22 protein-coding genes and 1 tRNA gene are annotated in these 24,008 nt (G+C 67.3%); 9 read left to right on the top strand and 14 right to left on the bottom strand.

From position 1 onward, the window contains the following. The first annotated feature begins 20 nt into the window (after positions 1-20). On the top strand, positions 21-650 hold the full coding sequence (locus tag ACFFJ6_RS07785) for a DedA family protein (RefSeq protein ID WP_378386168.1): 630 nt from the start codon (positions 21-23) through the stop codon (positions 648-650). Positions 651-714: 64 nt separating this feature from the next. Here the strand turns inward: ACFFJ6_RS07785 and ACFFJ6_RS07780 are convergent, their stop codons facing one another. Further along, complete coding sequence (locus ACFFJ6_RS07780) at positions 715-1,359, bottom strand: J domain-containing protein (protein WP_378386166.1); 645 nt, start codon at positions 1,357-1,359, stop codon at positions 715-717. A 104-nt stretch (positions 1,360-1,463) separates the two neighbouring features. Here ACFFJ6_RS07780 and ACFFJ6_RS07775 point away from each other — a divergent pair, with 104 nt between their 5' ends. Then, positions 1,464-1,733, top strand: a complete 270-nt coding sequence (locus tag ACFFJ6_RS07775) for a BolA family protein (protein WP_254983466.1) — start codon at positions 1,464-1,466, stop codon at positions 1,731-1,733. A gap of 49 nt (positions 1,734-1,782) precedes the next feature. Here the strand turns inward: ACFFJ6_RS07775 and ACFFJ6_RS07770 are convergent, their stop codons facing one another. Genes ACFFJ6_RS07770 through ACFFJ6_RS07760 form a run of 3 tightly spaced genes read right to left on the bottom strand, consistent with a single transcriptional unit; the run spans position 1,783 to position 4,955 of the window. After that, the gene (locus ACFFJ6_RS07770; RefSeq protein ID WP_378386164.1) at positions 1,783-3,150 is read right to left on the bottom strand and encodes an HlyC/CorC family transporter; all 1,368 of its coding nucleotides are present in this window, start codon (positions 3,148-3,150) and stop codon (positions 1,783-1,785) included. Positions 3,151-3,195: 45 nt separating this feature from the next. After that, the gene (gene aroB, locus ACFFJ6_RS07765) at positions 3,196-4,341 is read right to left on the bottom strand and encodes a 3-dehydroquinate synthase (protein ID WP_378386162.1); all 1,146 of its coding nucleotides are present in this window, start codon (positions 4,339-4,341) and stop codon (positions 3,196-3,198) included. Beyond that, on the bottom strand, positions 4,338-4,955 hold the full coding sequence (locus ACFFJ6_RS07760; RefSeq protein ID WP_378386160.1) for a shikimate kinase: 618 nt from the start codon (positions 4,953-4,955) through the stop codon (positions 4,338-4,340). Before ACFFJ6_RS07760 ends, aroB begins: the two co-directional genes overlap by 4 nt. A gap of 177 nt (positions 4,956-5,132) precedes the next feature. Between ACFFJ6_RS07760 and ACFFJ6_RS07755 the strand changes: the two genes are divergently transcribed. Both ACFFJ6_RS07755 and xerD read left to right on the top strand, forming a co-directional pair. After that, positions 5,133-5,279, top strand: a complete 147-nt coding sequence (locus ACFFJ6_RS07755) for a hypothetical protein (RefSeq protein WP_054160844.1) — start codon at positions 5,133-5,135, stop codon at positions 5,277-5,279. Positions 5,280-5,322: 43 nt separating this feature from the next. After that, a complete protein-coding gene (gene xerD / locus ACFFJ6_RS07750; RefSeq protein ID WP_378386157.1) occupies positions 5,323-6,360 on the top strand; it encodes a site-specific tyrosine recombinase XerD in 1,038 nt (345 codons plus the stop codon). On the opposite strand, the gene ACFFJ6_RS07745 is transcribed toward xerD, so the two are convergent. Then, positions 6,357-6,935 (bottom strand): cytochrome b, encoded by a 579-nt coding sequence (locus ACFFJ6_RS07745; protein WP_378386155.1) that lies wholly within the window; start codon positions 6,933-6,935, stop codon positions 6,357-6,359. The genes xerD and ACFFJ6_RS07745 overlap by 4 nt on opposite strands. A 328-nt stretch (positions 6,936-7,263) precedes the next feature. On the opposite strand from ACFFJ6_RS07745, the gene ACFFJ6_RS07740 reads away from it, so the two are divergent. Continuing rightward, positions 7,264-8,226 (top strand): acetyl-CoA carboxylase carboxyltransferase subunit alpha, encoded by a 963-nt coding sequence (locus ACFFJ6_RS07740; RefSeq protein ID WP_378386153.1) that lies wholly within the window; start codon positions 7,264-7,266, stop codon positions 8,224-8,226. A 360-nt stretch (positions 8,227-8,586) separates the two neighbouring features. Next, positions 8,587-10,023: a L,D-transpeptidase family protein gene (locus ACFFJ6_RS07735; protein ID WP_378386151.1), complete on the top strand. Its 1,437-nt coding sequence runs from the start codon at positions 8,587-8,589 to the stop codon at positions 10,021-10,023. A 248-nt stretch (positions 10,024-10,271) separates the two neighbouring features. On the opposite strand, the gene ACFFJ6_RS07730 is transcribed toward ACFFJ6_RS07735, so the two are convergent. The 3 genes from ACFFJ6_RS07730 to ACFFJ6_RS07720 are packed head-to-tail and all read right to left on the bottom strand — an operon-like array spanning position 10,272 to position 13,362. Then, positions 10,272-11,078, bottom strand: coding sequence for an enoyl-CoA hydratase/isomerase family protein (locus ACFFJ6_RS07730; RefSeq protein ID WP_378386149.1), 807 nt, complete (start codon positions 11,076-11,078; stop codon positions 10,272-10,274). Between the two features lie 34 nt (positions 11,079-11,112). Then, positions 11,113-12,273 (bottom strand): acyl-CoA dehydrogenase family protein, encoded by a 1,161-nt coding sequence (locus ACFFJ6_RS07725; RefSeq protein WP_378386147.1) that lies wholly within the window; start codon positions 12,271-12,273, stop codon positions 11,113-11,115. Positions 12,274-12,297: 24 nt separating this feature from the next. Then, positions 12,298-13,362, bottom strand: a complete 1,065-nt coding sequence (locus tag ACFFJ6_RS07720; RefSeq protein ID WP_378386145.1) for an acyl-CoA dehydrogenase family protein — start codon at positions 13,360-13,362, stop codon at positions 12,298-12,300. Between the two features lie 257 nt (positions 13,363-13,619). Between ACFFJ6_RS07720 and ACFFJ6_RS07715 the strand changes: the two genes are divergently transcribed. Beyond that, on the top strand, positions 13,620-14,429 hold the full coding sequence (locus ACFFJ6_RS07715; RefSeq protein ID WP_378386143.1) for an SDR family NAD(P)-dependent oxidoreductase: 810 nt from the start codon (positions 13,620-13,622) through the stop codon (positions 14,427-14,429). A 145-nt stretch (positions 14,430-14,574) separates the two neighbouring features. On the opposite strand, the gene ACFFJ6_RS07710 is transcribed toward ACFFJ6_RS07715, so the two are convergent. Then, on the bottom strand, positions 14,575-14,835 hold the full coding sequence (locus ACFFJ6_RS07710) for a GlsB/YeaQ/YmgE family stress response membrane protein (protein ID WP_378386141.1): 261 nt from the start codon (positions 14,833-14,835) through the stop codon (positions 14,575-14,577). Between the two features lie 112 nt (positions 14,836-14,947). Continuing rightward, positions 14,948-15,532, bottom strand: coding sequence for a YidB family protein (locus ACFFJ6_RS07705; RefSeq protein WP_378386139.1), 585 nt, complete (start codon positions 15,530-15,532; stop codon positions 14,948-14,950). Between the two features lie 447 nt (positions 15,533-15,979). Here ACFFJ6_RS07705 and ACFFJ6_RS07700 point away from each other — a divergent pair. After that, a tRNA-Arg gene (locus ACFFJ6_RS07700) sits at positions 15,980-16,056 on the top strand. 197 nt (positions 16,057-16,253) lie between these two features. Here the strand turns inward: ACFFJ6_RS07700 and ACFFJ6_RS07695 are convergent. The 3 genes from ACFFJ6_RS07695 to ACFFJ6_RS07685 form a co-directional block, all read right to left on the bottom strand. Then, positions 16,254-17,252 (bottom strand): NADP-dependent oxidoreductase, encoded by a 999-nt coding sequence (locus ACFFJ6_RS07695; RefSeq protein WP_378386137.1) that lies wholly within the window; start codon positions 17,250-17,252, stop codon positions 16,254-16,256. Between the two features lie 171 nt (positions 17,253-17,423). After that, the gene (locus tag ACFFJ6_RS07690) at positions 17,424-18,740 is read right to left on the bottom strand and encodes a bifunctional folylpolyglutamate synthase/dihydrofolate synthase (RefSeq protein ID WP_378386135.1); all 1,317 of its coding nucleotides are present in this window, start codon (positions 18,738-18,740) and stop codon (positions 17,424-17,426) included. Next, positions 18,741-19,724, bottom strand: coding sequence for a hypothetical protein (locus ACFFJ6_RS07685; RefSeq protein ID WP_378386133.1), 984 nt, complete (start codon positions 19,722-19,724; stop codon positions 18,741-18,743). It lies immediately after the preceding gene. 198 nt (positions 19,725-19,922) lie between these two features. On the opposite strand from ACFFJ6_RS07685, the gene ACFFJ6_RS07680 reads away from it, so the two are divergent. Next, positions 19,923-21,554, top strand: a complete 1,632-nt coding sequence (locus tag ACFFJ6_RS07680) for an FMN-binding glutamate synthase family protein (protein ID WP_378386131.1) — start codon at positions 19,923-19,925, stop codon at positions 21,552-21,554. Between the two features lie 131 nt (positions 21,555-21,685). Here ACFFJ6_RS07680 and ACFFJ6_RS07675 read toward each other — a convergent pair whose 3' ends face one another. After that, a complete protein-coding gene (locus ACFFJ6_RS07675) occupies positions 21,686-23,644 on the bottom strand; it encodes a carbohydrate porin (RefSeq protein WP_378386129.1) in 1,959 nt (652 codons plus the stop codon). Positions 23,645-24,008: the final 364 nt, after the last annotated feature.

The following is a 24,008-nucleotide window of genomic DNA, read 5'->3' as shown; positions in this document are numbered from 1 at the left end:
CCGCCCGCGGAGCGCTCTCGTTGGATGCCTTCCTCGATTCCCTGATCGCCTTCGCGTCGGCGCATCGCGGCGCCGCCTATCTGGTGCTGTTCATGGCGGCCCTGCTGGAAGCCGTGCCGGTGCTCGGCTCACTGGTGCCCGGCTCGACCATCATTCTGGCGCTCAGCGCCCTGATCCCGGGCGGCGAGCTCGATCTGGTCGGCGTGCTGGCTTCGGCCGCGGCCGGCGCCGCGCTCGGCGACGGGGCGGCCTATCTGATCGGCCATCGTGAGCAGCGGCAGATCCTCTCGGCCTGGCCGATGTCGCGCCATCCGGAGCTGGTCGCGCGCGCCGAAGCGTTCTTCCAAAGGTTCGGTGGCTGGGCGGTGTTCTTCGCGCGGTTCGTGCCGCCGATCCGCGCCTTTGTGCCGGTTACAGCCGGCGCCCTGCAGATGCCGCCGCCCCGGTTCTTCGCCATCAATATCCCGGCGATCCTGCTCTGGGCGCCGGCGCATGTGCTGCCCGGCGTGCTCGCCGCGACGGCGCTGGAGCAATCCCACGGCCGGCTGCACCACTGGCTGCCGGTGGTCGCCGGCGTCGCCGCCCTGCTGCTCGCGGCGGGCTGGCTGATCTGGCGACGCCGCGTCACTGCGAGCGGAAAATCGAGATGACGGGCCGTCGCGGCGGCTTGCCGGGCTCCTCAGGATGAGGGCGATGCGACGATGACAGCCCGGATCAGCTCCGGACGACCGTCTTCAGATAGTTATAGGCCTTGATGATCTCGATCAGGCGGTCTTCGGTCGAGCGGTCGCCGCCATTGGCGTCGGGGTGGTGCTGCTTGACCAGGGCCTTGTACTTCGCCTTGACGACGTCGAGCGTAGCGTCGGAGTCGAGGCCCATCACCTGCAGCGCCTTGCGCTCGGCGTTGAACACCTTGCGCGGCTCGGACTTGGTCTGCTCCGCCGGATCGGGCCCGCGGCGCCAGCGGCTGCGACCGTTGATCTCGCCGAACACGTTGAACGGGTCGGCGGCGCCTTCGATATCCTCGGGGCTGCGGACACGGCTCTTGGCGCCGTTCTGGCCCATCTTCCAGGTCGGGCGATGGCCGGTCAGCGCGTCCTTCTGATAGCGCGCCACGGCGTCGGCATTCATGCCCTCGAAGAAATTATAGCCCTGATTGTACTCGCGCACATGATTGAGGCAGAAGTGCCAGTAATCCTTCTCGAGCCCGCGTCCTTTCGGGGCACGATGCGCGCCGCGATTGGTGCAGCCCGGGGCGTCACACATCACCACCTGTTCGCGCGCGGCTTCACGTGCCGCCGCGGCCTTGGCCGGCTTGATGCGGATCTTGTCGAAGAACTTGGACGAGTCGATGGGCATGGGGGACTTTGACTACGCTCCGCGTTGCGCTTCAAGTCTTGACATTATCAGCGAGCCCCGGGTTGATGGCTGAAGCGCAGCGACAAACCAGCGACGGCCGAACCATGAGCGTCAAGGATACTCTCACACAGAAGTTGCGCGAAGCTTTCGCGCCGGAAAGCCTCGACGTCATCGACGAATCGAACCTGCATGAAGGTCATGCCGGCCATTCGGGCCGGAGTGAGTCTCATTTCCGTGTGAATATTGTGTCGGGCGCGTTCGCCGGCAAGAGCCGGATCGACCGTCACCGCATGGTCAACGAGCTGCTCGCCGCGGAACTCAAAGCCGGCGTGCACGCACTCGCCATCAAGGCCAAGGCGCCGGGCGAGGCTTAGTTTTCGGCGCGCCGAGGACGAGAGCTTTTCAGGCCGCCGTCAGCGCGCGTCAGCTCACCTGACCGACGCGCGGCCGCTTGTTCTTTTTCTTGTCCGCGGCGTCGGCCTTGGTTTCACGTTCGACCGGCACGATTCGCAATGCTGTGATGCGGTTACGCTCGCGGCGCAGGACGCGAAAGCGGAAGCCGTGGAAGGTGAAGCTCTGGCCACGCACCGGAATCGAGCGCGCCTCGTGAATCACCAGGCCGGCGATCGTGGTGGCTTCATCGTCCGGTAACTCCCAATCCATCGCACGATTGAGATCGCGGATCGGCACCGAGCCGTCGACCACCACCGAGCCGTCGGCCTGGGCGCGAACACCGGCGACCACGACGTCGTGCTCGTCCGAAATATCGCCGACGATCTCCTCGAGGATGTCCTCGAGCGTCACCATGCCTTCGACTTCGCCGTATTCATCGACCACCAGCGCGAAGTGAGTCTTGCGGGCGCGGAACGCCTTGAGCTGTTCGGACACCAGCCGCAATTCCGGCACGAACCACGGCGACAGCGCGATCTTGCCGATATCGATCTTGGAGGCGTCACCATCCGCCTCGCGCAGCGCGCGCAGCAGATCCTTGGCGTGCAGCACGCCGACGATATTTTCGGACTTGTCGCGCCACAGCGGCACGCGGGTGTATTCGGTCGCCAGCACTTCCTTGACCAGCTGCTCGGTCGGCAGATCGGCATTGATGGTCACCATCGAGGTGCGATGGACCATCACGTCCGATACGACCAGTTCGCCGAACTTGAACACGTTCTGGATGTACTCGGCCTCGCCGCTCTCGATCTTGCCGTGCTCGGCGGATTGGCCGACCAGCCCCTCGATCTCGACGTCGGTCAAAATCTCGTGCTCGGAATTCTCCTCGACGCCGAGCAGCCGCAGGATGCCGCGCGAGGCCTGGTTCAGCAGCCAGTTCAGCGGGTACAGCAGGATGTAGGAGACGTGCAGCGGGTAGGCGATCCACTGCGACACCGGCTCGGGCTGGCGGATCGCCAGCGTCTTCGGCACCTGCTCGCCGATCACGATGTGCAGCGACGAGAAGAACAGGAAGCCGCCGATAAACGCGATCAGGTGCTGGGCCGACTCCGAAATGCCGAGCGGCTCCAGCAGCGGCGCCAGCAGCGCCGCGACGGTCGGCTCGCCGACCCAGCCGAGGCCGAGCGACGCCATGGTGATGCCGAGCTGACAGCAGGCCAGATAGGCTTCGACGTTCTCCAGGATCTGCTGCAGCAGGCGCGCGCCGAACTGTCGTTTCTCCGCCATCGCCTTGATGCGGAAGCCGCGGCTGCGCACCAGCGCGAACTCGGCCGCGACATAGAACGCGTTGGCGATCAGCAGCAGAACTGCGATCAGGACGTTGGACAGGATCGGGCTCATCGTGCTCTTGGGTTCGGGCGCGCAACCGGTCCGCGCCGCCGACCTTTACGCCTCTGCGAGCTTGCCGTGCAGGAAGTCTCGCACCGGGGTCGGGTCGACGTCATTGGCGATCACCGCGCGGCCGATGCCTTCCATCAGGATGAAGGTGAGCTTGCCGCGCTTGACCTTCTTGTCCTGGGTCATCAGCGTCATCAGCGCGTCGGCGTCCGCAAGGCCTTCCTGCTTGAAGCCGGCGATGTCCTGCAGCCGGGTCGGCAGGCCGACCTCGGCGAGATGCGTCTGCAGGCGGATCGCGTCGGCTTCCGGCATCATGCCGCGCGCCGCCGAGAACTGCGCCGCCAGCACCATGCCGATCGCGACGCCCTCGCCGTGGAACAGCCGGTCGGAGAAGCCGGTCGCGGCTTCCAGCGCGTGGCCGAAGGTGTGGCCGAGATTGAGCAGCGCGCGCTCGCCGTTCTCGCGCTCGTCGCGCGACACGATTCCCGCCTTGGCGCGGCACGAGGTGGCGATGGCATGTTCGCGCGCCGCGCCGCCGCCGAAGATGTCGGCATGGTTGGCCTCGAGCCAGGCGAAGAACGCCTCGTCGCCGAGCGCGCCGTATTTGGCGACTTCGGCATAGCCGGCGCGGAACTGCCGCGGCGACAGCGTGTCGAGCACCGCAGTGTCGGCGATCACCAGGACGGGCTGATGAAACGCGCCGAGCAGGTTCTTGCCTTGCGGCGAGTTGATGCCGGTCTTGCCGCCGACCGACGAGTCGACCTGCGCCAGCAGCGAGGTCGGCACCTGCACGAAGTCGACGCCGCGGCGCAGGATCGACGCCGCGAAGCCGGCGAGATCGCCGACCACGCCGCCGCCGAGCGCGATCACCAGATCGTTGCGCTCGATCCTGGCGGCGATCAGCGCCTCGCTGACCTGCTGCAGCCCCGCATAGGTCTTGGAGCTTTCGCCCTCGCCGACCACGATGCTGGTGTGGGCGATGCCGGCGGCGTCGAGCACGGCCTCGGCCGGCTTCAGCCAGCTCCGCGCCACGGTGTGATCGGTGACGATCGCGGTGCGGGCGCCGGGGCGCAGCTTGGCGATCCGCTCGCCGAGCGAGCCCAGCACGTCGCGGCCGATCACGATGTCATAGGCGCGGTCGCCGAGTGCGACCTCGACGGTGATCGGGGCGGAATGGTTCAACGGCGCGGTCATGGAGTCTCGCTCAGGGTTGGGGCAGAGGCGCCGCACAGATAGTCGTGCAGCGCGGCGACGCATTCGTCGACGATCTTCTCGTGCGGCACGTCGCGCGACGCGATGGTGATGTCGGCGGCGCGATACACCGGATAACGCTCTTCGATCAGCCGGGCGATAGTGCCGGCCGGATCGGGCGTCTTCAGCAGGGGGCGGTCGGCGCGGCGCTTGACCCGGCGCAGGATCACGTCGGCATCGGCTTCGAGCCACATCGACACCGCTTTGTCGCGGATGCGACCGCGGGTCTCCTCGCGCATGAAGGCGCCGCCGCCGGTCGCCAGCACCTTGGCGCCGCCGTCGAGCAGCCGGGCGATCACCCGGGCCTCGCCGTCGCGGAAATGCGGCTCACCATGGGTCTCGAAGATTTCCGGGATGGTCATCGCCGCCGCATTCTCGATCTCGGTGTCGGCGTCGAGGAACGGCAGACCCAGCCGCAGCGCCAGGCGGCGGCCGACCGTCGACTTGCCGGCGCCCATCATGCCGACGAGCACCACCGGGCGCTCGCCCAGCGCCGCGACAATCTCGGCTTCCTGCTGGGACCTGGCGGCAACGGCCGTCGGTGCGGTCTCGGACATTGTGGCGGCGCTCATGGTTCTGCGGCGGGCTGCGGCTCGGTATGGGCTCGGGCCCGGAACGGCCAGCTATACTACTGCGATCGCTACGCCTGCCAGAGTCTCTTGCCTCCCACGGACGAACATGGTCATCGTCCGGGACCCGCGCATGCGCGTTCCAGGCCGCCGAGATTCGCCGAAATGCCTACCTTGTTCCGCTTCCTGTCGGTCGTCGCGGTGATCGGCGGTATCATCTACGGAACGATCTTCGCCCTCGCCAATTTCGTCAGCCCGAAAGAGCGGGAAATGACGGTGGTGGTGCAGCCGGATAAATTTCTCAAGAAATAGCGCGTAAGCGTGGTCGAGCGACGCCAGAACCGAGGCTCGAACGATGCGACGACCGCGAAGCAGACCCAGCACGCCCCTCCAGCCGCCGGCGGCCGAGCAGGGTGAAGCCGCGCCGCTGCGGCCCGCCTCCTATTCGGACGCCGGGCTCAGCGAGCTGTTTCTCGACATGATCGCGGCCGAGCAGGGCGCCTCGGACAATACGATCGACGCTTACCGGCGCGACCTCGCCGACCTGTCGGCTTATCTGGCCCGCCGCCGCCACAGCATCGCCTCGGCCGATACCGAGGCGCTGCGCGGCTATCTGGCCGATCTCGACAAGCGCGGCTTTGCGACCTCCAGCGTGGCGCGGCGGCTGTCGTCGCTGCGCCATCTGTTTCGATTCCTGCTGAGCGAGCGGATCCGGGCCGACGATCCCGCCGCGATCCTGTCCGGGCCCAAGCGCGGCCGCGGCCTGCCCAAGGTGCTGTCGATCGCCGACGTCGATCGTCTGCTGGATTGCGCCCGGCAGGAGGCCGAGGCGGCCGAAGGCCCGGGCCGGCTGCGCGCGATGCGTCTCTATTGCCTGCTGGAAGTGTTGTACGCCACCGGGCTGCGCGTCTCCGAGCTGGTGTCGCTGCCGCTATCGGCCGCGCGCGGCGATGCCCGGATGATCGTGGTGCGCGGCAAGGGCGACAAGGAGCGGCTGGTGCCGCTCAACGGCACGTCCAAACAGGCGATGGCGTCCTATCTGGCGGCGAGCGACGCGGCCGCCAAGGCCAGCGCGAAGGGCGGCAAACAGGCGCCCGCGTCGAAATGGCTGTTTCCCTCCTTCGGCGAGAGCGGGCATCTGACCCGGCAGCATTTCGCCCGCGATCTCAAGGATCTGGCCGCCCGGGCCGGGCTGTCGCCGCGGCTCGTCAGCCCGCACGTGCTGCGCCACGCCTTCGCCAGCCATCTGCTGCACAACGGCGCCGACCTGCGGATCGTGCAGACGCTGCTCGGCCACAGCGACATCTCGACCACGCAGATCTACACCCATGTGGTCGAGGACCGGCTGAAGAGCCTGGTGCGCGATCTGCACCCGCTCGCCGAAGGCCATTAATCGCCGGCGCGGCGTCCGGTCATCCGCGACAGCACCTCGTCGCGCTTGACGAAGTGATGCCAGCCGACGGCCGCGAGATGCAGCGCCAGCACCGCGCCCAGCACCCAGGCGGCGCGGTCGTGCAGCACTTCGCCCAGATGCGACAGCGCCGGATCGCGCGGCACCAGCCGCGGCCACTGGAACAGCCCGAACCAGGGCAGCGAATAGCCGCCGGCGCCCGAATACAGATAGCCGCTGATCGGCATGAACAGCATCAGGCCGTACAGCGCCAGATGACCGGCGCGGCTTGCCAGCCGGGTGGCCCGGTCCAGCGGCCGGCGAAACGACGGCTCGCCGACCACCAGCCGCCAGCCGATCCGCAGCACCAGCAGGATCAGGATGGTGAAGCCGAGCGACTTGTGCAGCTCCAGCAGGCTGCGGCGCGGCTCCTGGCCGACCGGCAGATAGGCCGAGACGACGCCGAGCCCGATCGCGGCGAAGATCAGGATCGCCATCGTCCAGTGCAGCCAGCGCAGGCCGTGGTGATAGACATAAATCCGGTCAGTAGGGGGCGAGGCGTCGGCGGGGCTGCTCATGGGCGCTTTTCACAAGGGAGGAACTCGGCTCTGCTCCGCATCATCCGGGACCGAAAGTCAAATGACTGATTTGTCAAACGAAACGGAGCTACGCGCGGTGCGGGCAGCGTCCCCCATGCAGATCCTCTGACGCGAGACCGCGACCCCGGATGCCGGGCCGGCGACGGAAGCTGGCAGGTGCGGCCGGACATGGCTTCGCCCGAGGCCCTTGGTTCTTTTGCTGAAGCGGCGGACTGTCTCAGCCGCTTGACTTGCCGGGCCTTAGGTTCGAAAAGCCGGGGCCCGGCCGATGTGTAAGGCCACCGCAAACCTCCCCGTGTCTCTGGTCATGTCCGAGCCCATGCGCAGCTATCTCGACTTCGAAAAGCCGGTCGCGGAACTCGATTCCAAGATCGACGAGCTGCGCACGCTGGCGGCCTCGGGCAGCGACATCCACGAGGAAGTCGCCAAGATCGAAGAGAAGGCCGTCCAGGCGCTCAACGAGCTCTATGCGTCGCTGACGCCGTGGCAGAAGACCCAGGTGGCGCGGCACCCGCAGCGGCCGCATTGCGTCGACTATATCGAAGGACTGATCACTGAGTTCACGCCTTTGGCGGGCGACCGCAAATTCGGTGAGGACGAGGCGCTGATCGGCGGCTTCGGCCGTTTCCGTGGCGAGAGCATCTGCGTCATCGGCCAGGAGAAGGGCTCCTCGACCGAGACCCGGCTCAAGCACAATTTCGGCATGGCGCGGCCCGAGGGCTATCGCAAGGCCGTCCGGCTGATGGAAATGGCCGACCGCTTCGGCATTCCGGTGCTGTCGCTGGTCGACACCGCCGGCGCCTATCCGGGCATCGGTGCCGAAGAGCGCGGCCAGGCCGAGGCGATCGCGCGCTCGACCGACGCCTGCCTGCAACTCGGCGTGCCCAACGTCGCCGTGGTGATCGGCGAGGGCGGCTCCGGCGGCGCGATCGCGATCGCCACCGCCAACAAGGTGCTTATGCTCGAACACGCGATCTACAGCGTGATCTCGCCCGAAGCCGCGTCCTCGATCCTGTGGCGCGACGGCACCAAGGCGCAGGAAGCCGCCAATTCGATGAAGATCACCGCCCAGGACCTGCTGAAGTTCGGCGTGATCGACCAGATCCTGGCCGAGCCGAAGGGCGGCGCCCACCGCGATCCGCAGGGCATGATCGCCACCACCGGCGACGCCATCGCGGCGGCCTTCTCCGAGCTGAACGGCCTCGATGCGGCGACGATCCGCAACCGGCGCCGGCAGAAATTCCTGGAGATCGGCCGCAAGCTGGCCTGAGGCGGCGGCCCCGCAGCGTGGGGATTCGTTAACCATCCGCTCCTGTGCGTCCGACGGTCGCCGATCCGGCCGCAGTTTCGCCGCGGCTGCCCGATTCAATGTTCCTTGACCATGTCCGAGCGGCAATCGGCCTGTCCGGCCGATCGGCTTGCGAGGGCGGGGGCTTAAGGATAATCTTTCGTGCGTGCGGGATTGGCCTCATCTGGGCGAAAACGTCCCGCGCATCTTGGTAAATTCACGCGATAAAATTCTAGCCAATCCGGCTGGAAGTCATCGCGTCAGAGCGATGGACTGAGCTGCGCGCCGGCTGACCCGATCAGCCGGTCTGCGGCTTTTCCGATCGTCCGGGGGAGCTTCGCTGTGACGAGAACTCCGCTGCTGCGCGCGCTGCTGGCTTCGGCCGCGATCGCGACGAGCGTGGTGCTGGCCGGCTGCAACAGCGATCAGATGTCGCTCGCCACCAACGCCAAGGCCAACCAGCCGGTGCCGCCGAAGCTGGTCGCGGCGATGCAGGAAAAGAACATGGACCTGCAGTCGCCCATCCTGGTGCGGCTGTTCAAGCAGGAAGCCGAGCTCGAGGTCTGGAAGCAGGACCGCACCGGCGTCTTCCAGCTGCTGAAGGCCTATCCGATCTGCCGCTGGTCGGGCGATCTCGGCCCCAAGATCCGCGAAGGCGATCGCCAGGCGCCGGAGGGCTTCTATTCGATCTCGCCGAGCCAGATGAACCCGCAGTCGTCCTATTACCTGTCGTTCAACACCGGCTATCCGAACGCGTTCGACAAGTCGCTCGGCCGCACCGGCTCGCAGCTGATGGTGCACGGCGACTGTTCGTCGCGCGGCTGCTACGCGATGACCGACGAGCAGATCGCCGAGATCTACGCGCTCGGCCGCGAGTCGTTCTTCGGCGGCCAGCGCGCGTTCCAGCTCCAGGCCTATCCGTTCAAGATGACGCCGGCGAACTTCGCCAAGCATCGCAACAATCCGAACATGCCGTTCTGGCGGATGCTGAAGGAAGGCAACGACCATTTCGAGGTGACGCGGCAGGAGCCGAAGGTCGATTTCTGCGAACATAAATACGTGTTCGACGCCGCGCCGCTGCCCGGCGCGAGCCGTCCGCTGCAATTCAACGCGTCGGCCAAGTGCCCGGCCTATTCGGTGCCGGCCGACATCGCCCAGGCGGTGCGCGAGAAAGAGCAGAAGGATCAGACCCAGCTCGCCGAGCTGATCTCCAAGGGCACCCCGGTGGCCCGGCTGCGCACCGGCATCGATGGCGGCATGAACCAGATCTTCGCCTCCAAGATTCCCGAAGGATCGACCGGTCTGTCCGACGCCGGCGACGCCTCGGTGTCGCTGGCGATGGAGCGCGCGCCGGGAACGATCCCGCCGACCGTCAACCCGCCGCGCCCGTCCGACAATCTGCTGCGCGCGCCGGAACCCACCGCGGTCGCCGCGACGCCGGCCCCGGCCAGCCCGCGGGTCGCCTCGGCGTCGAAGGATGATATCGGCGGTCTGCTGTCCGGGATGAACCATAAGTCCGCGAGCGGCGAAACCACCTCGTCGACCGCGACGCCGTCGTCGCCCTCGCAGGCGACCAGCACCCGCCGCAGCGAACCCGCTCCGCGGCCGCAGGCGGCGGTGCCGAAGCCGGCCGAGGCCAAGCAGGCCGCCAGGCCGCAGCTCAAGCCGAGCGTCGACACCAGCGCCTCGCTCAAGCCGTCGTCCCCCTCCACCATCTCCGGCGCTGCGCCGGTGGTGTCGTCGAACAATTTCGACAGCCGCTTCTCGGCGTTCCGGTAAGGGCTTGTGGTTGCGCGCGCGGCCCCTTCCGGGCCGCGGCACTGTTCGCGCTTGTCCAAGTGCCTCCATTCGCCGTCATTCCGGGGCGCTCGCGCAGCGAGCGAGCCCGGAATCCATAACCCCTGACGCCTGCTACTTAGCGCACAGTCGGCCGCCGCCGTGCTTCACCGCGAATCCAGGGGTATGGATTCCGGGTTCGCGCTGCGCGCGCCCCGGAATGACGGGGAGAGGCTGCGGCTCGTCGCCGCTCACCGTCCCTTGAAGTGCGCGGCGCGGCGTTCTTCGGTGGCTTTGACGCCTTCCTTGAAGTCGTCGGTGGCGCGCAGCCGGGTCTGTTCGGCGAGTTCGTGCTTGGTGGCTGCCATCACGCGGTCGGCGAGGCCGGCGCGCAGCGTGGCGCGGGTGGAGAGCAGGCCGAGCGGCGAGCATTCGGCGATCTCGCGCGCCAGCTTCAGCGCGGCGCTACGTACTTCGTTCAGCGGCACCAGCTCGTTGGCGAGGCCCATCTTCACCGCGTCTTCGCCGGTGACGCGGCGCGAGGTGTAGAACATCAGCTCGGCGTTGTTCTTGCCGATCAGCTCGGGCAGCGTCACCGTCAGGCCGAAGCCGGGGTGGAAACCGAGCTTGGTGAAGTTCGCCGAGAACCGGGCCTCCGGGCAGGTGATGCGGAAATCGGCCGAGACCGCGAGGCCGAGGCCGCCGCCGATCGCGGCACCGTGCACTGCGGCGACGATCGGCTTCTTTGCGCGGAAGATCCGCACCGCTTCCATATACAGATGGCCGATCTGGCCGAGGCTGTCGGCCGGGTCGCCCTGCGCGGCCTTTTCGTCGACTTCCTTGCGCGCCGGGTCGCCGAAATTGGCACCGGCGCAGAAAGCCTTGCCTTGCGCGGCCAGCACGGTGGCGCGGATCTCCGGATCGGCGTCGATGGCGTCGAGCGCGTTGGCGATCTGCTGGATCAGCGAGATGTCGAAGAAGTTCAGCGGCGGCCGCCGGATTTCGATCAAGGCGACGTGGCCGGTGGTCTCGACCGCGATATCGGTGAAGGTCGTCATCTGGTGATCCTATGGTTCGAGAGGCGCGCCACGCTCAGCGCAGGCCGAGGCCGCGCGCGATGATGCCGCGCAGCACCTCGGTGGTGCCGCCCTGGATGGTGAGTTTCGGCGCCAGCTTGGTGGCGAACGCGGTGAGTTCGTCGAGCGTGGCGTGGTTGGAGTTCTCGGCGTCGACGAAGGCGGATAGTTCGCGCACGCGGTGCGGCAGCTGCTGCTCCCAGATCGTGCCGATGTCCTTGACGATCGAGGCTTCGACCACGGGCTCCTTGCCGGCCTGCAGCATGCCGGCGACCGACACCGACATCCGCCGCATGGTGTGCAGCTGCGCCACCAGCCGGCCGATGCCCTCGGCGCCGCGCGTGTCCGGCTCCGGCCCAAGCGCGCGCACCAGCTCGGTGAGCACGTAGTAAGTCTCGAGGAAGCGCTCCGGCCCCGAGCGCTCGTAGGCGAGTTCGGAAGTCGCCTGCTTCCAGGCGCCGTCGATCTCGCCGAGCACGTGATCGTCCGGCACGAAAGCGTCGGTGAACACCACCTCGTTGAATTCGTGCTGGCCGGTGATCTGCGCGATCGGATTCACCTTGATGCCCGGCGACTTCATGTTCACCAGGAACTGCGTCAGGCCGTGGCGGCGGTTTTCCTTGGTGGACGGCGAGGTGCGGAAGATCGCGATCATGTAGTCGGCCATGTGGGCCGACGTGGTCCAGATCTTGGCGCCGTTGATCAGATAGCCGCCGTCGGTCTTGGTCGCCTTGGTCTTGGCGGCGAACAGATCGGAGCCGGAATTCGGCTCGCTCATGCCGATCGCGAAACACAATTCGCCGCGGCAGATGCGCGGCAGGATGTCCATCTTGATGTGCTCGGGCGCGTATTTCAGCAGCACCGGGCCGCTCTGCCGGTCGGCAACGAAGAACCGCCGCGTCGGCGCGTTGGCGACGCGCATCTCCTCGGTGACGACGTAGCGCTCCAGGAAGGTGCGTTCATGGCCGCCGTATTTCTTCGGCCAGGTCATGCCGAGCCAGCCGCGCTCGCCGACACGGCGGGAGAATTCCGGGGCATCGGAATCCTCGCGCTGCGGCTTGTGCGGATCGAAAGTGCCGGCGGCGATCTCTTCGGCCAGGAACGCGCGGACTTCCTTGCGCAGTTCCTCGCAGACGGGCGGCAGGCGGATCGGGTCGAAACGGAGGGCGGCGGTCATTGGGTGCTACTCGTGTTGATGCGGTCAGCGCGAAGCGACCAGCGGCCACAGATCGTCGGCGCCGCGCTTGGCCACCCTGCGGCCGAGCTCGACCGCCCAATGGCTCTCATTGCCGAAATCGTCGCGCCAGGCGAGCGCGCGCAGCGAGTAGCGATGCAGGATGTGCTCGGACGTGAAGCCGATCGCGCCATGCACCTGATGGGCGATCGCCGCGCCCTTCTCGGCGGCCTCGGCGCAGCGGATCTTGGCGGCGGCGGCCTCGAGAAACACCGCGTCGTCGAACGTCGCGGCGGTGCTGATCGCATCGGCCGCCGAGGTCGCGGCCGCGAGCGCCGCGGAGGTCTCGCCGGCGAGTCTGGCGAGGTTGTGCTGCACCGCCTGGAATTTGCTGATCTGCTTTTCGAACGCGACGCGCTGATTGGCGTAAGCCACGCTGATGTCTAGCAGCGTCTCCAGCGCGCCCGCGATCTGCAGGCTGCGCGCCACCGAGCCCATCAGCATCAGCGTGGTCGCGTCGACGCCCTGCGGCGCGGCGGCGAGCTGCAGCGGCTTGACCTTGTCGAAACTGACGACGTCGGACGCATCGTTGCCGACGCCGAGGCCCTTGTCGATCCGACAGGCCGAGGCCGCGACCAGCGCGATCGAAACGCCGCTTCCGCCCTGCGCCAGCACCGCGATGTACTGCGCATCCTGGGCGAACGGCACGCCGCGGGCGCGGCCGGTCAGCGTGCCGTCGGCCGCCAGCGTGATACGATCCTTCGGATGCGCCGGCGCGACCGTCATGGCGCCGTCGGGCGAGGCGATCCTCGCCTGCGCCAGCAGCCAGCCCGCGAGCATCGTTTCGGCCAGCGGCACCGCGAGCCCGGCGCGGCCGGCGGCATTGAGCACGCCGAAGCCTTCGGCGAGGCTGGCGCCGGAACCGCCGAACTCGTCCGAGACCCAGGATAGCGGCAGTCCTGATTCACTCAGCGCCTGCCATAGCGGCGCTTTCCAGTTTCCGGATTTGTCGGCGTTGATGGTCTGCGCGTCGGCGAGGTCGGCGAAGATCTTCTCCGCGGTCTCGACGACGATATTGTCGGTCTCCGTCACAGCGTTCCCCGTTTCGCGCAATCTCGTCTCGGCCCGCGCGACGCGGACAGGGGAGCTGCAGCCTTGTTGTTGCGCAGCATGATGCGGAAAACCGCCGGCGCTGACAAGCGGCGGTCCGCGCGCAGCCGTCTGCGGCGGCGGCATGGAGTTATTCCGCATCGTGGGACTTGGCGGAAAGCTCGACGCTTGCCGCGCGCCTTGCAGCCGATATGGTGCTGGCCGCAAGCGCAGCCGCGCGACCAACGAACGGAGCAGAGATGGCGAAGGGTGGACTGAATGTGATCGTGACGGGGTCGGCGTCCGGTCTCGGCGCGGCGACGGCCAGGATTCTGGCTCAGGACGGTGCCCGGCTGCTGATCAACTACGCGTCGAGCGAGAAGGACGCGCATGCCGTCGCCGAGGAATGCCGCAAGCTCGGCGCCGCCGAAGTGGTGGTGGCGCAGGGCGACGTTTCCAAGGACGAAGACTGCAAGAAGATCGTCGGCGCCGCTGCGCATTGGGGCACGCTCGATGCGCTGATCAACAACGCCGGCACCACCAAGCACGTCGCCCATCATCTGCTCGACGAATTGTCCGCCGAGGATTTTCAGCGGCTCTATGCGATCAACACGATTGGTCCGTATCAGATGGTGCGCGCGGCGCGTGCGTTGCTCGAAGCCGGCGCCAAGGCGTCCGGCCGCGCCAGCGCGGTGGTCAACGTCTCGTCGGTGGCGGGCATCAGCGGCGTCGGCTCGTCGATCGCCTATGCGGCCAGCAAGGGCGCGCTCAACGTGATGACGATGTCGCTGGCCCGCGCGCTGGCGCCGGCGATCCGAGTCAACGCGATCTGCCCGGGCTACATCGATACGCCGTGGTTCACCAAGGGCCGCGGCGCCGAGGCGGCCAAGCAGGTGCGCGACGCGGTGACGTCCGCGGTGCCACTGCAGATCGCCTCGTCGCCGGAAGATATCGCCGAACTGGTGTGCTTCCTGGCGACGCCGCGATCGAGCAGCATGACCGGCGAACTGGTCCGCATGGACGCCGGCATGCATCTCGGCGAGTTCAAGGCCGTGACGCGGAAGCAATAATAGCTAACGGCGTCATTGCGAGGAGCACCCGGATCGGCGCTTCGGGCCGTCCGGGCACAGGCTCCGCGACGAAGCAATCCAGCCACGTGCACCGGGCTGGATTGCTTCGCTTCGCTCGCAATGACGGACTACTGCTGCTGCTCGCCTACATGGTCCGGCGGGCGGCGAATCTGTGCCAGAGAAACAGCACCACCACCGCGCCGATCGTCGCGGTGATGAAGCCGGCGCCCTGATTGGGGCCATAGTGCCCGATCGCCTGCCCGACCGCGGTGGCGACGAAGGCGCCGATGATTCCCAGCACCGTCGTCAGCAGGAAGCCCTGCGGATTGTTCGGACCCGGCGCCAGCAGCCGGGCGATGATGCCGGCGACGAAGCCGACCACGATGATCCACAGTATCCCGCCCATCGTCCGTTCCTTCAGCTCTACGTTGCGTTAGCGTCCGTCGCCATCGGCGCGGCCGTCCCGCTCAATGAGGATGGCCGGCCAAAGGTTCCGTCTGCGCCGAGTGCGTTCGGGTTCAGATCCAGCGCGAGGCTTCGTCCTCGGTCGGCAGACGGCCATCGGGCGTCAGCTGATCGACGACGTGCGGTAGCTGCTGGCTGAGGCCGTCCAGCAATTCCTCACGCGACATGCCGGTCTGGTGCTGCAGCATTTCGAGCTGATCGGCGCCGAGCGCGTTGGCGAGATCATTCGGGCCGATAGGCTTGTTCTCGCCGGGCGCGACCCAGGAGTTGGCGGCGTCGCCGAGGCCGTTGGTCTGGAATTGCCGCAGCAGATCGCCGAGTCCGCCCGACAGGATGCTGCCGGCCGCGCCGCCGGCGAGCAGGCCGCCGAGGCCGCCCTTCAGCAGATCGCCGAGCCCGCCGCCGGGCATGCCGGCATTGATCGTGTTGGGCGGCGGCGCATTCGGCACCGAGGTCGGCCGCGCGTTGCCGGCGGGCGCCTGCTGGTGGTTGTCGGCGGTGACGTGCTTGTAGGCCTTGTAGGCAAGCAGCGCGAGGATCGCCATGGTGAACTTCGACATGCCGCCGCTCTTGTCGTTCGGATCGGCGGGGCCGCGCGGGCCGTTCTGCATGCCGTTGAGAATGTCGAGCAAACCCATCGTCGCCTCCCTGTGACCGTCTGCGATCAATCTAGCGGCCGCGACATGAACCGGCGGCAACAGCCGACAGCAACGCACTCCGCGCCGCTTCGTTCACGGCCGGCCTCAGATAGGAGCGCCCGATGGCCGCAACAAGGCACGGGCCATTCGCCGCGGACTAATCGGATGTGACGTGGCTGTGACGGGAGCTGTCCTGAGCTGCGGCGATGCTGCTGGAGGCGCGACGCCGGCCCCACCCTCGACCGTCACCCTCCGCGCAGGCGGAAGGCCCAGTATCCCGGAGCGCTGCTGATGATCACAGCCAACGCCCTGGGATACTGGGTCGCCCGGTCGAGCCGGGCGATGACCGGGGGTTGTTGGGGAGCGAACCGCCCATTCCGGGGGTGGCGATTCGCCGGTTGCTCTGCTATGTGGATTCCACACGCCCGCGGCACGCCGCGGCCGGCCGGTCCCGTAGCTCAGCCGGATAGAGCGGCGGTTTCCTAAACCGTAGGTCGGATGTTCGAGTCATCCCGGGATCGCCAACGCGCCCTGCGCGCCGGACTTCATTTCCGCACCAAGCCGAAGCCACACTGTCCTGACTCGTCATGCCCGGGCTCGTCCCGGGCATCCACGCCTTTCAGCGCGGGCTTTGGGTCGAAGGCGTGGATGGCCGGGACAAGCCCGGCCATGACACGTTGATAGTCTTGAGTGAAAAGTTAGATCCTCAAGAAGCCTCGCCTCACACCTTCACCATCCGCTTGCCGCGGTTCTCTCCGGCGAGCAGGCCGATCAGCGCGGCCGGCGTATTCTCCAGGCCGTCGATGACGTCTTCCTGCACCTTGAGCTTGCCGCTTTCGACCCAGCCCTGCAGCTTGGCGACGGCCTCGGCGCGCTGCTCCATGTAGTCCATCACGATGAAGCCCTTCATGATCAGGCGCTTCACCACGATCAGGCCTGGGATGCCGCGCGGGCCGGTGGCCGACGGGGTGCGGTCGTATTGCGAGACGGCGCCGCAGCAGGCGATGCGGCCCTTGAGATTCATCTGCGCCAGACAGGCTTCGAGAATGTCGCCGCCGACATTGTCGAAATACACGTCGATGCCGTTCGGCGCCGCGGCGCGCAGCGCCTTGAACAGCGCGCCGTCCTTGTAGTCGACCGCGGCGTCGAAACCGAGCTCATTGACCAGCCAGTCGCACTTCTCCTTGCCGCCGGCGATGCCGACGACGCGGCAGCCCTTGATCTTGGCGATCTGGCCGACGATCGAACCGACCGAGCCCGCGGCGGCCGACACCACGACGGTCTCGCCCGCGCGCGGCTTGCCGATGTCGAGCAGGCCGAAGTACGCGGTGAGGCCGGCGATGCCGTAGACGCTGAGCAGATGCGTCAGCGGCTCGACCTTCGGCAGCTTGGTGAGATGCTTGGCGGGGAGCGCCGCGTAGTCCTGCCAGCCGGTGTCGGCGAACACGATGTCGCCGGGCGACAGCCCCGGCGCCTTCGAACTCACCACTTCGGCGATGCCGCCGCCCGGCATCACGGCGTCGGTCTCGACCGCGGCCCGATAGGTCGCGCCCTGCATCCAGGCGCGATTGGCGGCGTCGAGCGAGATGTAGCGGACCTTGACCAGCGCCTCGCCATCCTTCGGCTCCGGCATCGCGCCCTCCGCCATGCGAAAATGCTCCGCGCCGAGCTTCTCTTTCGGCTTCTCGATCAGCAGCACCTGGCGGTTGACGGTGGTCATGCGTTCTCCCTGGGCGATTGTTCTGTAATGGCGGCGGACGCTAGTCGGCGAAGCCGCGACGCGCAACGACAAATAGCGCGTATCCGTCATTGCGAGCGAAGCGAAGCATGGACTCGGACGGCGCAAGCGCCGATCCGGGTGCTCCTCGCAATGACGGAAAGGATGGGAATCTCAGAAGAAGCGCAGATCCTCGGCGCGGCCGCCGCGCAGCACGGCGGCGAATTCGATCGCCAGGAACAGCCCGCCCGCCACATAGATCCGCGCGCCCAGCCGCTCGGCCAGCGCGCGCGCGTCGTGCACGGCGTCGGCGATGGTCGGCGCGGTGTACACCTCGGCGCGCGGGTTGGCGGCGCGGGCCGCTTCGGCGATCACGTCGGCCGGCGCGCCCTTGTGATGCGCGGAGCTGCACACGATCGTCTCGAACTGCGGCGCCAGCGCATGGACGATGTCGGCTGCGGCCTTGTCGCGCGACACGCCGAGCACCAGCAGCCAGCCGTGCGGACCATGCGCCGCTGTGAGCCCCGCGAGCGCCTGCCGGATGCCGTCCGGCGTGTGGCCGACATCGATGACCGTCAGCGGCTGCGTGCTGATCGTCTCCAGCCGCCCAGGCCAACGCGCGTCGCGCAGGCCGTCGCGGATCGCGGCGTCGAGCCTCTTCGGATCGGAATCGGGCCGCGCATGCCGCAGCCACAGCGACGCCATCGCGGCGGCAACCGCGGCGTTGTTGAGCTGAAACGCGCCGAGCAGCGAGGTTTCGAGCCCCCGATAGTCCGCATCGCCGATCCGCAGATCGAAGCGCTGCGTCGCATCGGCGATCGTGGCGTTGGCGATGCCGATCCGGTCGCCGACATACAGCGCCTCGACGTCGCGGCTGCGATTGTATTCGGCGAGGTGATCGCGCAGCGGCTGGCAGTTCTCGCCATACACGATGCTGCCGCCGGCCGCGCAGGCGTCGCTCTTGTCGGAGGCGATCAGTTCCAGCGAAGCGCCGAGCAGGGCGGTGTGTTCGAGATCGACCGAGGCGACGCAGCTCACCGGAGCGCCGAGCAGTCGCACCGGATCGTAGCGGCCGCCGATGCCGGCTTCGAACACGGCGAAGTCGCAGCCGCTATCCTGGAAGTAAACGCAGGCCAGCGCGAACTGCGCTTCGAACGCGCCGAACTGTTCGCCGCGCTCGCGCGCCACCTCGGCGAGCGCGGCCGTCACGCGAGTCAGCAACGGATTGAGAACGTCGTCCGCGATCGGCTCGCCATCGAGGCGGAAGCGTTCGTTGAAGCGATACAAATGTGGCGAGGTGAACAGCCCGGTGCGCAGCCCATAGGCGCGGCCGATGCTGGCGGTGAACGCGGCGGTCGAGCCCTTGCCGTTCGAGCCGCACACCGCGACCGAGATGCGCCGCAGCCGCTCGCGATCGACGCCGAGCTTGCCGAGGAGCGCGCCGAGTCGCGCCAGGCAAAGGCCTTTGCCGTATTTTGGCAGGTCGAACATTTACAGCAGTCCCATGGTGGTGAAGGTGTGACGCCAGATCGTCACGATCAGATCGTCGCGGCCGCAGCTTTCGAGAAAGCGGATCGCCGGATTGGCGTTGACTTCGATCACCCGCACGGCCGCCGCATCGCCCGGATCGACGAACAGATCGACCGCGCCGAGCCGCAGCCCCAACGCTTTCACGGCGGTCTTTGCAGCGGCGATCACGGCCGCGCCGGCATCGGTCATCATCATCACGCCGCCGGCGCTGAGGTTCATCCGCCCGGTAATCTCGCAGCGCTCGCCGGGCGCGGGCACGCGATCGAACGCGGCATCGCCGGTCGCGGTGTCCGACAGGCCCCGTGCCCGCAGCGCGCGATCGTGATCGGCAACGAGGTCGCGCAGCGTGTGCCCGCCGTCGCCGATCACATAAGGCGGCAGTTTGCGGGCGCCGTAGAGGATCGTGCCGTCGATCACGAACACGCGGTACTCGTCGCCGGCCGCGACCGGCTGGATCAGCACTGAATCGTAGTAGCGTCCGACCTCGTCGAGATACGAGCCCAGCCCAGCGCCGTCGATCACGCGCGCGAAGTCGCCGCGCGATCCGGTGAGCGGCTTGGCGAATGCGTGGCCGCCGAGGCTCGCCAGATATGCCGCCGCGTCGCTGCGCTCGTGTCCCGCGGGACGCAGTCCGCGGTGGCGGTCGTGCAGAAAAAAGTAGTTTCCGCCCAGCGTCGTCACACCGGCGCGTGCGAGCAGCGCATTGGCCAGCGCCTTGTCGGTCGCCAGTGTGGCCGCGGTGGCGTTGTTCTGCGGATAATACGAGCAGCGCCCGCCGCCGAAGCACACTTCTGCCGCCGGCGAGGCGACGCTGAACAGCAGGCCCGAGCTGCCATCGAGATCCCGAAAGGTCAGGCCGAACTGCGCGCACGCATAGGCCGCATAGATCGCCTGATCGGGATAATATCCCGGCTTGCCGGCGCGAATGTCCTGAAGGTTCGGCATCAACTTCGGCGTCAAGGTCGGGCGGGGGGCAGTCCGGGCGATTTGCTCAATCGTAACCTAGCGGATCAACGAGGCGTGATCCAGCGAGCCGCTGCCGTTATCGTGTCGCGATCTGCATGCTAAGACCACGGCCACGTTTGCGCTCGGCGCGGACGTCAACTCGGCCGGCGCTCCTGTCCGCCGGCCTGCGGAGACTTCATGGACACGATCCTGCTTCCGTTCTCGCGGCGTTTCATTGCTCTGACGATCTGCACCGTTCTCGCCGTGTTGTTCGCCTCGGTGGCCATCACCGACATGGACAGCGACCTGTTCGGCCTAGTGCTGACGCTGGCGCTGGTGTTCACGGCGCTGATGCTGCTCGGCCTGTGGGACCTTGTGCAGAAGAACCACGCGGTGCTGCGCAACTATCCGATCTCGGCGCATCTGCGATTCCTGCTCGAGGAGATCCGCCCCGAGATGCGGCAGTACTTCTTCGAGAGCGAGAAAGACGGCAAGCCGTTCAGCCGCGATACGCGCGCGCTGATCTATCAGCGCGCCAAGATGGTGCTCGACAAGCGGCCGTTCGGCACCCAGAAGGATGTCTACGATAACGGCTACGAGTGGATGCATCACTCGGTGGCGCCGCGACCGCATGCCGAGGAGCATTTCCGCATCAGCATCGGCGGGCCGGATTGCGCCAGGCCATATTCCGCCTCGGTGTTCAACATCTCGGCGATGAGTTTCGGCGCGCTCAGTCCGAACGCCATCCGGGCGCTCAATGCCGGCGCCAACAAGGGCGGCTTCGCGCACGACACCGGCGAGGGGGGCGTCAGCCCGTATCACCGCGAAAATGGCGGCGACCTGATCTGGGAGGTCGGTTCCGGTTACTTCGGCTGCCGCACCCGCGACGGCCGGTTCGATCCCGAGGCGTTCGCGCGCGTCGCGTCCGAAGATCAGATCAAGATGGTCGAGCTGAAGATCAGCCAGGGCGCCAAGCCCGGCCATGGCGGCGTGCTGCCGGCCGCCAAGGTGTCGGAGGAAATCTCGCAGATCCGCGGCGTGTCGATGGACGAGGATTGCGTATCGCCTCCCTATCACAAGGCGTTCTCGACCCCGATCGAGATGATGCGCTTCATCGCCGAGATGCGCCGGCTGTCGGGCGGCAAGCCGGCCGGCTTCAAGCTGTGCATCGGCCATCCGTGGGAGTTTCTGGCGATCTGCAAGGCGATGCTGGCGACCGGCATCACGCCGGACTTTATCGTGGTCGACGGCAAGGAAGGCGGCACCGGCGCGGCGCCGCTGGAGTTCATGGATCATCTCGGCATGCCGATGCGCGACGGCATCAATTTCGTCCACAACGCGCTGATCGGCGTCGGCCTGCGCGACAAGATCAAGCTCGGCGCCTCCGGCAAGATCGCCACCGCGTTCGACATGGCGCGCGCGATGGCGCTCGGCGCCGACTGGTGTAATTCGGCGCGCGGCTTCATGTTCGCGCTCGGCTGCATCCAGTCGCTGAGCTGCCATACCGACCGCTGCCCGACCGGCGTCACCACCCAGGAGCCGAATCGCTACCGGGCGCTGGTGGTACCGGACAAGGCCGAGCGGGTGTACAACTATCACCGCGCCACGCTGCACGCGCTGGCCGAACTGATCGCCGCCGCCGGGCTCGATCATCCGCAGGACATCCGGCCCTATCACTTCTCGCAACGCGTCTCGCCGTCCGACGTGGTGTCGTTCGCCCAGCTCTATCCGATGCTGCGCAGCGGCGAATTGCTGCAAGGCACCGACGACCCGCGCTTCAAGCAGGCCTGGGCGATGGCGAGGGCCGAGAGCTTTGCGCCGGTGGCTTAACCTCCGTCATTGCGAGCCAACGGGTCGGCGCTAAGCGCCGCCCGATGACAGGCTCCGCGAAGCAATCCAGCTCCGTGCTCGGCGCTGGATTGCTTCGTCGCTGCGCTCCTCGCAATGACGGGGGGGAGGACTCAAAATTCCCCGTGCAGCCGGCCCGAAAACACCGACACCGGGCCGCGGTCGGCGTTGAAGGCGGGGTTGGCGATGAACTGGTAGTCGGCGGTCGCGGTCCAGGCCGGGGTGACCGCGTAGGCGTAGTAGGCTTCCAGGATGTTCTCGCGGCGATAGTTCAGCCGTCCGTCGCCGATCAGCGGGCCGAGGCCGCCGGCGGCGAGGAAGTCGCGGTGGTCGCGCGACAGGCCGTTGGTGGCGCCCGCGATGCCGATGACGTCGTCGGGCCGGCCCCAGCGCAGGCCGCGGATCGAGACGCCGCCGGAGAAGCTGTCGTCGATGTCAGTGAACGACATGATCTCGTTGCGGCCGTCGTTCCAGCTCCAGCGGCCGAACACGCCGACATCCTCGGTCACCGCCTGTTCGAGATTGAAGGTGTAACCGTATTTGATGCGGCCCTTGCGGGTCTGGCTGATATCGAGATTGAGCAGCGGGTTGTCGAGCGTCTCGCGATAGCTGCCCGAATATACGCTGTTGATGAAGCCGAGCGTGCGCAGCTTGCCGGGCTGGCCGAACAGCGTGTAGCGCGTCTCCAGCTCGGCGACATATTCGCCGCGGCGCAGCAGCTTCGTGTCGAAATTGTTGGAGTTGGACTCGGCGTCCATCAGGAAGTAGCCGGCGCGGATCGCCCATTGTTTCTGGTTGAGCTCGGCGGTCGCGCCGTAGGTCAGCCCGAGCTTGTCGGCGGCGTAGTCGAACGCGCCGGACGCCCAGATCGACCAGTTCATGAAGTCGCGGCGCGGGTCGTGCGCGTAGCTGTTGCCGTCGAACACGTCGACCACCGAGAAGCGGCCGACCTGGAACGTCAGGCGCGAAATGTCGGCCTTGCCGGAGAGCTGCGAGGCGCTGGAGGCGAGCTGCTCCTGTTCGCCGCCGAGCCCGAAGGTCTGGCGCAGATAGAAACGCGACGGGCTGAAATGCGGATAGGCGAAGCCCGACTTCTGGCCTTCGCCGTTCGGGAAGCCTGCGACGCCGACGGTGTCGCTGAGCCCGTAGCCCTGCAGGAATTCGGGGTTGAGATACAGTTCGCCGCCGTCCCACAGCCGCACATTGGCGAACAGGCTGCTGCTCCAGGTCGTCTTGAACTGGCTGTTCGGCGCGAGGCTGTTGGCGCCGTCATACGGCGAGCGGAACGACGGATAGCCCTGACCCACCACGGTGGTCTGGCCGTGAATTTCCCAGCGGTCGGATTCCGGATCGGCGACGGCGGCGAACGGCGCCGCGTCGCCGGTGCCGAGCCAGTCGAGCCGGCGATTGAGACCGACCCGAATGGTCTGCAGGCTGAGGGCCGAGTCGAAGCGGCCGCCGCCGGGCAGCGCCACCGAGGCGCGCTGGTAGTCGCTGTAGAGATACTCGATCCGCGCGCTCCAATGCGGCGTGAAGCCGTATTCGAGGCCGGCGCCCGCGACCCAGCCGATCCGGCCACTGAGCGCCTTGTCGGATTCCGGATCGGTCAAATAGCGCTCGTGCGCGTAGGCCAAACCGCCGGTGACGTAGGGCAGCCAGCGGCCGGCGGCGATGCCGAGCCGGGCCCGCACGCTGCCGTAAAAATCGAGATGCTGCTGCTGAGACGGCGTGCCGCTGAATTCCGCCAGCACGGCGTTGGCCGGCAGGTAGCTCGGGAACGAGATGTCGGCCTCGAGGCCGAACAGCACGCCGGACCGAGTCAGCCAGTTGTATCCCGCCTGCGCGCCGGCGGTGATGCCGCCGGAGCCGTTGGAGACCTGCGCGGTGAACGCCGGATCAAGCAGGGTCGCGTTCGAATGCCCGCGCAAGTAACCGGCGTGCGCGCCGACATAGAACCCGCTCCAGTCATAGGCGGGCGCCGGCAGCGCCTTCAACATATCCGCCGCCTTGGCGATCTGCGGAAGCGCGAGCGTGCCGAGCGCAGCGCCGGCGAGCAGCGTCGTCAGCGACACGCGTCGCGGCTGCGCGGAAGTCGCGCCGCATGCGAGCGGTGCGGTGGGCCACAACCTCAGGGCTGCTGATACAAGGTGTCGGCGAATCTTCATCAAATGACCTGACTGGTAGAATACTACGTGCGGCGCGATGCCGCTGCATCAGTTGGTTGCATGTGCGAGCAGCTCGCAAGCTGACGATAGTCGAGGTCGTTGTCACTGATTTGACATGATGAGCGCAGCAGACGCGGAAATCAGCCGGGAAACTGATCGTTCGCGTGCGCGACCCTGTACTCTGGAATAGTTCAAAGACACAAGCGCGCGGTGCGATGATGTAGCACGCCATGCGCAACTCGCTGCCGTGCGTGGCGAATCGGCCACGACC

The organism is Rhodopseudomonas telluris, from assembly GCF_042432815.1.
In the GTDB taxonomy this organism is placed as follows: Bacteria; Pseudomonadota; Alphaproteobacteria; order Rhizobiales; family Xanthobacteraceae; genus Rhodopseudomonas; species Rhodopseudomonas telluris.
Note: the sequence above shows the minus strand (reverse complement) of the source record. Positions and strands in the feature narration are given on the sequence as shown.